This window comes from Granulicatella sp. WM01 (assembly GCF_004570605.1).
GTDB lineage: Bacteria > Bacillota > Bacilli > Lactobacillales > Aerococcaceae > WM01.
In genome coordinates, this window is the sequence record NZ_SPPB01000020.1 from 1 (window position 1) to 12,592 (window position 12,592).

General features: G+C 32.4%; 8 protein-coding genes, 1 other RNA gene and 1 other annotated feature. Of the genes, 7 read left to right on the forward strand and 2 right to left on the reverse strand.

The genetic code is table 11. The features are described 5' to 3' along the window. The first annotated feature begins 350 nt into the window (after positions 1–350). On the forward strand, positions 351–1,430 hold the full coding sequence (locus tag E4T68_RS04055) for a site-specific integrase (protein WP_135124386.1): 1,080 nt from the start codon (positions 351–353) through the stop codon (positions 1,428–1,430). 120 nt (positions 1,431–1,550) lie between these two features. Here E4T68_RS04055 and ssrA read toward each other — a convergent pair. After that, positions 1,551–1,917, reverse strand: a transfer-messenger RNA (tmRNA) gene (gene ssrA, locus E4T68_RS04060). Positions 1,918–2,334: 417 nt separating this feature from the next. After that, positions 2,335–2,551, forward strand: a binding site (T-box leader). Between the two features lie 63 nt (positions 2,552–2,614). On the opposite strand from ssrA, the gene tyrS reads away from it, so the two are divergent. The 4 genes from tyrS (at position 2,615) to E4T68_RS04080 (ending at position 7,662) form a co-directional block, all read left to right on the forward strand. Then, positions 2,615–3,883 (forward strand): tyrosine--tRNA ligase, encoded by a 1,269-nt coding sequence (gene tyrS, locus E4T68_RS04065; RefSeq protein WP_135124388.1) that lies wholly within the window; start codon positions 2,615–2,617, stop codon positions 3,881–3,883. Positions 3,884–4,406: 523 nt separating this feature from the next. Continuing rightward, positions 4,407–5,174, forward strand: a complete 768-nt coding sequence (locus tag E4T68_RS04070) for a threonine/serine exporter ThrE family protein (RefSeq protein WP_135124390.1) — start codon at positions 4,407–4,409, stop codon at positions 5,172–5,174. Continuing rightward, positions 5,171–5,629, forward strand: coding sequence for a threonine/serine exporter family protein (locus E4T68_RS04075; RefSeq protein ID WP_135124392.1), 459 nt, complete (start codon positions 5,171–5,173; stop codon positions 5,627–5,629). Before E4T68_RS04070 ends, E4T68_RS04075 begins: the two co-directional genes overlap by 4 nt. A gap of 659 nt (positions 5,630–6,288) precedes the next feature. Beyond that, the gene (locus tag E4T68_RS04080; RefSeq protein WP_135124394.1) at positions 6,289–7,662 is read left to right on the forward strand and encodes an RsmF rRNA methyltransferase first C-terminal domain-containing protein; all 1,374 of its coding nucleotides are present in this window, start codon (positions 6,289–6,291) and stop codon (positions 7,660–7,662) included. Positions 7,663–8,170: 508 nt separating this feature from the next. On the opposite strand, the gene E4T68_RS04085 is transcribed toward E4T68_RS04080, so the two are convergent. Continuing rightward, positions 8,171–9,508, reverse strand: a complete 1,338-nt coding sequence (locus tag E4T68_RS04085) for an MATE family efflux transporter (RefSeq protein ID WP_167753804.1) — start codon at positions 9,506–9,508, stop codon at positions 8,171–8,173. Between the two features lie 656 nt (positions 9,509–10,164). Between E4T68_RS04085 and yihA the strand changes: the two genes are divergently transcribed. Further along, positions 10,165–10,767 carry a ribosome biogenesis GTP-binding protein YihA/YsxC gene (yihA, locus tag E4T68_RS04090; RefSeq protein WP_135124397.1) on the forward strand — a complete coding sequence of 201 codons (603 nt, stop codon included), beginning with the start codon at positions 10,165–10,167 and terminating at the stop codon, positions 10,765–10,767. A 509-nt stretch (positions 10,768–11,276) separates the two neighbouring features. Next, a complete protein-coding gene (locus tag E4T68_RS04095) occupies positions 11,277–12,536 on the forward strand; it encodes a S1C family serine protease (protein WP_135124399.1) in 1,260 nt (419 codons plus the stop codon). Positions 12,537–12,592: the final 56 nt, after the last annotated feature.

The window sequence follows — 12,592 nt, forward strand, 5'->3', positions numbered from 1 at the left end:
GATAGAAACCTCCTTATTACATATCTAAATTAAATGAAAATCCACTTATTAAGTTTATTATACAATAAATCAGTGGACTTTGACAACACAGACATTATGATGAATTAAATTTAAAAGCGAGTAAAAGCGAGTAAACAAAATATCCTTAGGAAATACAAAAAACAAGATAATCCCAGGCATATATGAATTCTCGTCCATTGACTTACTCCCATTCGGGAACACAACGTTACTCCTTCGCAAGTTATCTTGTTAGATACATTATGTCATAAATATGAAAAAATGCCCCTTTGAATTCAAGGGGTTCTCTTTTAACTATCACTTTACAAATCGGCAACAAAGGAGGTATATGTATGGCTAGTTTTCGTAAACGTGGCAAAAAATGGGAATATCGTATTACCTACACTATAAATGGGGAAAAACATACAGAAAGCAAAGGAGGTTTTGCCACTAAAAAAGAGGCTGAATTTCATGCTATTGAACATCAGAATAAAATTAATCAAGGCGGCTATATAACAAGCGGGAACACCCCTTTTTTTCAGTATATGAGCGATTGGGCTAAATTATATAAAAGAGAGGTAGTTTCTCCTGTAACATATAAATCAATCATACGTAGCTGTAAAATGGCTAACACGTTGTTTGGTAATACACCTATAAAAAATATTACTAGACTTCAATACCAATCAAAAATTGCTACCTTAAAAAATAAATCTAAATCAACCGTTCAAAAATATCATATTTATTTTAAAGCCTGTTTTCAAAATGCCGTTATGGATGGTGTTATTACACGTAATCCGGCTGATAATGCTGTAATTGTTGGTAATAAAGAAAGAGATAAAAAGGAAAATATTAAATATATCAGTTATGAAGAAGCACAAAAATTAATAGCTACATTAAAACAGAATATAAAACCGGAATATGTTTCACGTTATATGATTTTATTATCATTATATACAGGAATGCGTTTTGCTGAATGTCTTGCTTTAACATGGGATAGAATAGATTTTAAAGAAAAAACAATACTAATTGATCGTTCTTGGGACTATCATATCACGCAAGATTTTATACCAACTAAAAATAGGGAAATCAGAAAGATTGTAGTAAATGAACACATGCTAAATTTTCTATTACAGTTACCAAAACATAGTGAGTTTATTTTTGCAAAAACTGACGGCACTCTACCTACAAATAACGGTGTTAATCATGCATTGCAAAAAGCCTGCAAACGAGCAAATATCAAAGCTATTACCTTTCACGCTTTACGACATACACACGGGTCAATTTTACTGTATAAAGGTTCATCAATTTTATATATATCAAAACGACTTGGTCATTCATCAACTGCTATTACACAACAGGTATATTTACATTTAATCGATGAGTTGAAAGATACAGAAGAAAAACTGGCATTAAAAATTTTTGATGATCTATGATTTTGTCCAACTTTTGTCCAACCAAAAAATACTTTTTAATATTTTTTAATACTTTCTAAAACACAAAAAACGCTATACAACAGCATTTTCACTGTTATATAGCGTTTAAATATTTTCTAAATATGGAGGCGGCGGGAGTCGAACCCGCGTCCAAACATATTGCCACAATCAATTCTACAATTATAGTTTATTCATTTCAAGTTCACTTCTATTTAGCCAATAAACAGGCATGAATAGTTGCTAATCTGATTATTCTCCTTTACGCACTACAGATGGAAGTTTGTAACGTATCCCACTCATCTAAGACCTGAACCTAACCCATGGGAGAGGCTAGACAGATCAACGCCTGCTGGTTTTTAAGCAGCGAAAGCGAAAGAATTATTTTGTGTTTTGTCAGTTATATTTAAACTGTAACGTTTTAACGTAGCCGTAACCTACGAATTGCCTTAATTGTTCAATCTATGCCTGTCGAATCCGTAACGCCCCCTAAATATCATACACACGATTCTAACATACTTACCTTATAATTGGCAAATACTATTATCTCTTTAAAGATGCTTAGTTCATTATCAGCTACTTCTTGTAGACTGACTACTCTAATACTGACTAAAAATTCCCTCCTTAAATAAGTGCTATGTCTTGGTCATACTCTCCTATTTTTATACTACCCTATCCCCATTATTTACACATCATATAAACTGTTCTAACCAAATGTTCATAAATGTATTCTTTCAACATTATCACTATTAAGTATAACCATCAACTTATTTGATAGTTTTACTGATGATATAACTAGAAGTTCATCAGTCACTTATATTCAATACTTGAAATTTAGTTTTTTGTATACAAAATGACTTTATGCCTGTTGACAAATGTAGAAAACAGATGCTATAATGACCAAAATATTTGAACAATGAAAAAGAAAGTAGTTTATTGGTGGTGTCTTTCAGAAAGCTAGGGGTGGCTGTGACCTAGTACAGTCAATAGACGAATTACACTTTGGAGTTTCCTTTGGCGTGAACGAGCGATAATCGTAATAAAGGATACCACTATTGAGTAGATTTATGCTCTATCGTGGCAATCAAATTTGGGTGGTACCACGGTGTATAATCGTCCCTAGCTTTTTGCTAGGGACTTTTTTATTTTTCAATTGTAAAAATTTTCAACTTTTTTAGGAGGTTCCTATGTCAATTTTAGATGATTTACAATGGCGTAATGCCATTCACCAACAAACCGACAAAGACGGTTTACAACAATTAACCAATGAAAAGAAAATCGCCGTATATTGTGGTGTAGACCCTACTGGAGATAGTATGCATGTTGGGCATTTAATTCCTTTTATGATATTAAGACGCTTTCAATTAGCTGGTCATCAACCTGTTATTTTAATTGGTGGTGCAACTGGAAGTATTGGCGATCCAAGTGGACGAACAAGTGAACGACAACTGCAATCCATGGAAGATGTTCACAAAAACGTTGTGAAATTAACTGCTCAAATGAAAAAATTATTTATTACATCTGAAAAAGATGCCAATGAAATTAAATTTGTCAACAACTACGACTGGACAAAATCCTTATCTTTATTGGATTTTTTAAGGGATTTCGGTAAACATTTCAATGTCAATACAATGCTCTCTAAAGATATTGTAGCTAATCGTTTGGAAACAGGGATTTCATTTACTGAATTTTCATACCAAATTTTACAATCTATGGATTTCTTACATTTATATGAACACGAAAATGTGCAATTACAAATTGGTGGCGCTGACCAATGGGGAAACATTACAGCAGGTTTAGAGCTTATTCGTAAAAAACTTGGTCATGAAGCAAAAGCATTTGGTTTAACTATTCCACTTATGTTAAAAGCAGATGGTACAAAGTTTGGAAAAAGTGCCGGAAATGCGGTATGGCTAGACCCTGAAAAAACAACACCTTATGAATTTTATCAATTTTGGTTAAATCAAGATGATCGGGATGTTATTAAATACTTAAAATACTTTACATTCTTATCTAAAGAAGAAATTTCTGCATTAGAAACAGCTGTTGAAACAGAACCACATAAACGGCAGGCTCAAAAACGTTTAGCTAGTGAAGTCACACAATTCGTACATGGTCAACAAGCCTTAGAAGATGCTTTAAAAATTTCTCAAGCCCTATTTTCTGGAGATATTAAACAATTAAATGCCCATGAAATTGAACAAGGGTTTAAAAATATGCCGACATTTGAAACAAGTGCACCTCACGAAAATTTTGCGGAATGGTTGGTTAATATTGGCATTGAACCAAGCCGCCGTCAAGCACGTGAAGATATTAAAAATGGTGCTATTAGCTTGAACGGGGACAAAATAACTGATATTGAATTTACCATTACGCCTGAACATTCTTTTGAAGAAAAATTCATTATTGTACGTCGTGGAAAGAAAAATTACTTTTTAGTTAGATTAACACACTAATATCCCAAACCGTGCGGGACTGAGAAAAAACTAAAATTTTATCCTTTCGATTAACATTTGAAAAATTGAAAACAGCTTAGAATCAACGTTCCTGATGACGTCATTATAAGCTGTTTTTTATTTTAAAGCCTTTTTTTCAATCCCAGTATGGTTCTTTTGCCTATAAATAAAGGATAAACATGACATTCAATACACTTATTTGATTAAAGTACGGAACTTCTTTCAAGAGTACGTCATAGTTTTGTATATAATGTACATTCTATATACCAACACTATATCCTCTATTTTTATAGGATTTACGTTTGGACTAAACAAATATTTACACATAAGACTTGCTTTCCATTAAGCACTTATCCCTTTTATAGCCAGTTTAGTATCTTCATCATTTTTTAGAAAAGCTCATTTGCTTTGACTAATTTCTAGTACATTTCTTAAAAACTCATGACAGTATAAGTTTTCTTATTGCTTTTAGTAAAGTGGCATTTTATAATACACTTATCACTACTACAAATGAGGGATGTTTATGGACTATAAAAAAATTGCTGATACGGCTTTATTAGCAGGTCGTATTATGCTGGAAAGCAATGCTGAAACGTATCGTGTTGAAGAAACTGTTCGTCATATTTTAAGTGTTGCAAAAGTAGAGCACACAGAATCGTTTGTGCTTCCAACAGGGATTATGATTACTTTAGATGATGAAAATATGGAGGCTATTTCTCTAATTAAGCGTATTACAACACGTTCGACCGATTTGCGTAAAATACACAAGGTTAATTCAATTTCTCGAGATTTAAAAAGTGGCGTTATAACTATCCATGAAGCCTATCGTTTACTTGTTTCAGTAGATGAACAAGAGTACAAACAAATTCATTTTGATATTGCCGTTATCACATTGGCTATAGCATTTACTGTCCTACTTGGTGGAAATATGTACGATTCCTTTTTAACTTGCATTAACGCTATCATTCTTGTCTTAGTTTGGACAACTGGACGTCACTTGAAAATAGGCTCCTTCTTTTCAAATGTTATCGCCTCTATTTTAATGGGATTAATTGCAACATTATGTACGCGGCACTTTCCTAACCTGTTTTCTTTAGATTCTGTCATGGTCGGAAGTATCATGCCAATGGTGCCTGGCACAATTATTACTAATGCTATTCGAGATACTTTTCATGGCGATTTTTTATCTGGTGCCTCTCGTGCTATTGAGGCAGTTTTCATTGCTGTATCAATAGCTCTTGGTGTTGCGATTGGTTTATCACTTGGTGGAGGAGGAGGTTTACTTCAATGATGCCTTTTATTATTGCTGTATTATCGTCTTTTATTGCCGTTTATGCTGGTTCTATTACACTAAATAGCCCACGTAAAGCATTAATTCCTGCTGGATTAGGTGGAGTTGTTTGTTGGATAGCCTACATTTTAATTACACCACACACCACATCTATTTTAGCGAATTTCTATGCTAGCTTAGCCGTAGCTACATATAGTCAAATTATGGCACGTGTCTATAAAATGCCTGTAACACTATTTTTTATCCCCGGTTTCTTACCTATCGTTCCCGGAGTAACGATTTTTAGATCTGTCTATTATTACATCAGTGGTAATAACGATAAATTTTATACTTATTTATCCGAAACTATCCAAATTGCAACATTAATCGCATTAGGTATTGTATTAACTGATGCTTTATTTAAAGCATGGAAAAGAATGCACACTCTTCTCAAACACCATGCTAAAAAAGAATAATCACTTTGTTTACTATGGATTGATTAAAACAGTAAATTGCCAAGTCTAAATAACGTCCGATTGCATTATGAATATGCTAATCTTGAAAAAAATCTAAATAATATATCTTATTGACTTTAATCATTATCTAAACTAAACACTTTTTCAGCTACTATTTGTTAGATACGTGCAGGTGAACTTTTTTCACCTGCACAATTGTTAAATAACTTTACTGACATCTTTTGGAAAAGTCACTTTGTATAAAGTATTTTACGCATTAGTTCTGCCACTTTTTTATCCTACGTTCTTATAAGAGATACAAAAAGGGACTGGGAAACAAGCTTTAAAATAAAAAACAGCTTATAATGACGTCATCATAAACGTCGATTCTAAGCTGTTTTCAATTTTTCAAGTGTTAATCGAAAAGATAAAATTTTAGTTTTTTTCCAGTCCCTTATAATTGAGTGAACCAACTTTGTTTTTTACCAACATAATATCATAACCACACAATTCTTCACATTTCCTCTTTTTATCATCTCTTATCTATACAATCCATTTACTATATATGCTTAACTTTAATGTAAACGTATCAACATATTTCCTCATATAGAAAAGCGTGTATATCATTTTTAGTTGTGTTATTTTTAAAGACAGATTATAATCATTTTGGAGGTTAACTTATGACATTACCTAGTGATTTTAAACAAAAATACACTTCTCTATTAGGAGAAAAAGAAGCCAATGCATTTTTCTATCATTTGGAGCACGAACATATTAAAAAATCGTTTAGATTAAATCCGTTAAAAGCGTCTATTCAACTAAAAGATTATATTAATGAAGATATTGAGCCAGTCCCCTATTGTGAGTATGGATACTATGGACAGATTAGCGGAAAATCTCCTCTACATCAAGCTGGCTACATTTACTCACAAGAAGCCAGTGCCATGCTTGTTGCCACTATTGCCAATGCACAAATGCATGACAAAGTGTTGGATTTATGTGCTGCTCCTGGTGGAAAATCTACTCATCTTGCTGCTCAACTCAATCAAACGGGACTATTAGTATCTAACGAAATTGTTCCTAAACGTGCTAAAATATTAGCAGAAAACATTGAACGTTGTGGCATCACAAATTGCTTAGTAACTAATCACTCCCCTAGTGAATTAACTGCACATTTTCCACATTTTTTCGATAAAATTATTGTTGATGCCCCTTGTTCTGGAGAAGGTATGTTCCGTAAAGATGATAGTGCTAAACAAGAATGGACAAGTGAGACACCGTCATTTTGTGCAGCTCGCCAACGTGATATTTTAACTCATGCTTTAAAAATGTTAAAAAAAGGAGGCGAACTCATTTATTCAACATGTACTTTTGCTCCAGAAGAGAATGAGGAAATCATTAGTTGGCTAATTGAACAATTCCCATTAACATTACTCCCTATCTCATTACCAAATCTATCTGTATCTCATGGGAAATTAGAATGGGGAACTGTTCAACATTTAGACTATACGATTAGAATTTGGCCACACTTAAATCAAGGAGAAGGTCATTTTATTGCCCGACTTCGTTATGAATATGACGAAGAGAATGAAAAAACATTCCTAACTAAAAACAAACACGATAAATTAATAGGATTATCCAAAGAACAGCACACATTATTTCAACAATTTACAAAACAATTTCCCGTGTCTTTATTAGGTCATTTAACCGTCTTTGGCGATCAATTATGGCTTGTTCCAACACTTACTCCACATTTAAAAGGATTAAAAGTTTTACGGGCTGGATTACATTTAGGAACTTTTTTAAAAAATAGATTTGAACCGAGTTTTGCCTTAGCTATGGCACTTAGTCGACACGCTAAACAATTACCACACATCTCTATTTCATACGAACAATGGAAAAAATATGTGTCTGGAGAAACATTCTCTTATCCTAATACTCATATCAGTGGTTGGGTGCTTCTCATCTATCAAGACTTAACGATAGGTTTTGGTAAACTTGTTCAAGATACTGTAAAAAATTTCTACCCTAAAGGTCTGCGCTTTACGCCTTAATAGCCAGTATGACATGTTTACACTGATTTATAAATTAAGTCTACCGCTATGTAGCAATCATATAACTTACTACTTAGTGTTTTATGTTAACATAAAACTTAGTCCTTTGTAGAAGCCTTTATGATAAAAATGCCTTGTCCTATCCACCAAGAATAACGTACAAACGCATATATTCTAAAAAATAAATGAGACTGGGAAAAAACTAAAATTTTATCCTTTCGATTAACATTTTAAAAATTGAAAACAGCTTAGAATCAACGTTTCTGGTGACGTTATTATAAGCTGTTTTTTTGTTTTTAAGACTTTTTTCCCAATCTCATTTTTGATATACACTAAATCGTGTCGGTAAACAAGACAAATTCGCAACACAATTATTTATGTGTAACTAAGTGAAACAAATCTATCTCTTTACCACTATAATTTGACGAATAACAGGTCTTTTTATAATAAATATATAGATTGCATTTCAGTTCTCTTTCTTTATACTCTATTTGCTTATTTCTCACACTTATTCTGTCAGATTTTTTAACCATTTCTTTTTGAAAAAGAAAATAAAACTAATGCCCATTTTTCCAATTTCACAGCACTGACCAACCACATAGACCAAAATAATAGGTAATGATGTAAAGTATGTTGCTATAGCTAGAGCAGGAATAGTCACACACCAATAAAATAAGCCATCCATAACTAGTGTTGATGTCATATCGCCACCTGCACGCATAATATAATAAATTTGTGAATTAAATAGGCTAGCCCAAAATAGAATAGCTGAAATTTGAATGAGCTCAACAGACAATTGATGTGAATGTTCTGAAATATGATATAAATCAGGAACAATATAACTTGTTCCAAACATAATACCACCTAAAATAATAGACACGATTCCAACCGTTTTTAACATCATTTTAGCATTCCAATACGCTTCATCTAGTTTACCTGCTCCTAAACGTTGAGAAATAAAAATAGGAGTAGCTACTGATGCACCTGTCATAAACGCATAAAATATACTTCGTGTTGTATCACTAATTGAATATGCAGCCACCACTTCTCCACCACGTACTCCATAAAGTTTTAAAATTGTTGCTTGAGCAAATGCAAAAATAATTTCATTAAACACTAGCGGCAATGTTTTAACATATATTCTTCGGAATAAATCGGACGAAATATGGCACAATTCTCTCCATTTTGTGTTAAATTCAAATTTATAATAACACACCGCACAATAAATTAAGAGAAACTCAACTATTCGTGAAATAACAGTAGCTATTGCTGCACCAGCAACCCCCATACGAGAAAATCCAAAATGCCCAAAAATCAACACATAATTTAAACATGTGTTCACACCTACTCCCACTAAACTAGCAATAAGTGGCAGTTTAACTTGTCCAATAACTCTAAGGGCATCAAAATAATTAATCGTTAACAAATATGGTGCACACCCAACTAACATAATGCTAATATACTCTATCGTATACTGTTCAATTGTTTCAGATTGAATAAAAAAACGCACAATATCACTCGAAAAACTAAAATAGCTCATCGTAAATAGTGCGTATACGATAATAGATAATATAATCCCAGTCCTAAATGACTCTTTTTGTTTTTCTATATTTTTTGCCCCATAATATTGAGCAATAAACACACTAGAAGCTACTCCCACTCCAAAAATTGTAAAAATCATAATCCCTAAAATACGATTTGCCATTGCAACAGCTGCAATCGCCTCATCACCTAGCTGACCAACCATTAAATTATCAACAACCGATACTAAAGTTGTTAATAAAGATTGCAACAATATCGGAATAACGATTTTTATATACTCCGAATAAAACTTATTTTTAAACATACTACCTCCCATTATGGCATATTCTTTATCTATTCAAGCGACTTTCTTTACTCAGCTATCTTTAATTCACTAAATCAATTCCAACAATTTTCTATTTGTTTTGACTAACTGGTGGAACTAAATGTTTGATATGCTATGACAAATATATCTCATCAACATAACACGTTAAATTTTAACTTATTTATCAATAAAACATTTGATACAACTTACGCTATTTTATAACATATTTTTCATTTATTCAACCGACTTTCTTTACTCAGTATATCTTCAATTCATGACATTAATGTCACCAACTTTCTATTTATTTTGACTACTAAATTTGATGACTATGACAAATATATCATCAAAATACACGATGAATTTTAATTTATTTATTCAAGATACAACGTATTTTTTATACACTATAAATACTATTGGTAAACGGTTTTTTTATTAAGAAAATAGGTTTGATTAAGAACAAAAAATTGCTATCCACATTTCTACTAAACTATGTACTTGACGTTAATTTGCTATGTTTACAACGTATATTAACAAATTCTATGTATTAAAAAAGAGCCGAATACAGAAATATTGGACAGTTTCAATTAAAATAACGACGTAAATATGCTATACTATTTTTATGGCAAAACTATACTATACTTAAGGAGAGTGATTAGATGAATATTCATTATGCAAATTTTATCATTAGTGCAGTTTCTCCAAAACAATACCCAAGCACACAATATCCTGAAATTGCCTTAGCTGGACGATCCAATGTAGGAAAATCATCCTTTATTAACAAACTAATCAACCGTAAAAATTTAGCACGTACATCTAGTAAACCAGGAAAAACACAAACTTTAAATTTTTATGATATTGAGCATCTATTTTATTTTGTTGATGTGCCAGGTTATGGCTATGCAAAAGTATCCAAAACAGAGCGAGCAAAATGGGGGAAAATGCTTGAAGATTATTTTACACAACGCCATACTTTAAAAAAAGTCTTTTTATTAATGGACTTCCGTCACGATCCAACTACTGAAGATGTTCAAATGAAAGAATTTGTGGAATATTACAATATTCCTTATCAAATCATTGCCACTAAAATAGATAAAATTCCACGCAGTAAATGGAACAAACATGAATCTGCATTCAGAAAAAAATTAAATCTTTCCTCTACACAACCTATTCTCCTATTTTCAGCCGAAACAGGAGAAGGAAAAGACGCTGCATGGGACAGTATTCAAAAAGCTATTCAAGATGGAGAAATTAGTGAGTAATCGCTAATTTTTCATTTTCTACTGATAAAATTTATGCAATATGCTTTACTTTAAATAATGCTTTCAAGTAAAAAGAGCATTCAGCTCTAACATATTGACTATCAACTCAATATATCATTCTTTATCCTACAATAAGTGTATTAAAAACATTTCCATCACGTCTTAAAAATCTAGATAAAATCTTATGCATTGACTTGATTATCTTACCTAAAATGCCAGACTCATATTCGTACATAATTAAATAGTTTTAAAAATTTTAAGATCCCTGCCTCATCACAATAGTGATAACCTTGTTTGATGCATGTTTTACATAACATTGTTAATCTATTATGTTATCTTATTTTATAACCTTAACACATGATTTACATGCTTTCATGAACATGTATCATACATGTCAAATCAATTATATACGTATGAATACTTAGTACCCTAGCTTTTTTCTTGTTTAAGTCTGTTTTAAGTTTTACATTCTATCATTAATTTATCATTTATGGAGGTAATATATCAATATGAATCAAACAAAACATAACAAAACTAATCCATTTTTTTCTTTTAAAAATAGTGAACATACTCGCCCCCTACTTTATGGATTAATAGGAGGAGCATTTGGAACAACTATTGCAAGTGTTCTATTACTGCAATATAATCATACTCCAATACAACACAACACCTCTCCTACAACAACACAATTAACTCAAACTAGTGGAACCAAACCAACTCATGCGAGTACAAATTCAAATTCAAATTCAGACTCAGATGTTACTAAAGCTGTGAACAATGTACAAGATGCTGTTGTTTCCGTTGTCAATTATCAACAATCTTCATCACGTGATAATTCATTTTCATGGTTACAAAATAACCAATCTAACGCCTTAACTAAAGCAGGAGAAGGAAGCGGTGTGATTTACAAAACAGAGCAAGGAAACTCTTATATCGTTACCAATAACCATGTTATTGAAGGTGCTGATGAAATCAACGTCATTTTAAAAGACGGAACAACCGTCCCTGCAGAACTTGTTGGAGCCGATAAATTAACTGATTTAGCCGTTTTAAAAATAAGTAGTGAAAAAGTACAAAAAGTAGCCACTTTCGCTGATTCAGACACTGTTCAAGTCGGACAAACTGCTCTAGCCATTGGCTCTCCTCTAGGTTCAAAATACGCCTCAACTGTCACAAAAGGAATTATTTCTGCTGTTAACCGTAGTGTTGAGGTGGATACAAATAATGACAACAAAGCAGATTGGGCAATGACAACATTTCAAACTGACGCTGCAATTAATCCCGGAAATTCTGGAGGTGCTTTAGTTGACTTAAATGGCAATGTTATCGGCATTAATTCTATGAAAATTGCTAGCACATCTGTTGAAGGCATTGGCTTTGCTATTCCTAGTAACCAAGTTGTCAATATTATTAATACTTTAGAAAAAGAAGGAAAAATTACTCGCCCATATTTAGGTGTATCATTAGTTGATTTATCTGCTATTTCAGCTTCCCAACATAAAACACTTTTAGGCTTACCTAATGATGTTACTCAAGGTGTTGCGATTGGTTACGTGCAAACACACTCAAGTGCAGATCAAGCAGGATTAAAAGCAAATGATGTTATTGTGTCATGGAATGACAAACCTGTAACAGACTCTATCACATTACGCCAATACTTATATGAACAAAAAATTGGTGATACTGTTACCGTAGGTGTCTACCGAAATGGAACGTTACAAAAAGTCATGATGACAATGAGTGCTCAAATTCAAGATAACCAATCATAAACTATTTAAAAATATTCTAAATACAGCACTAAAAGGCTTGAAACAATGACAAAATG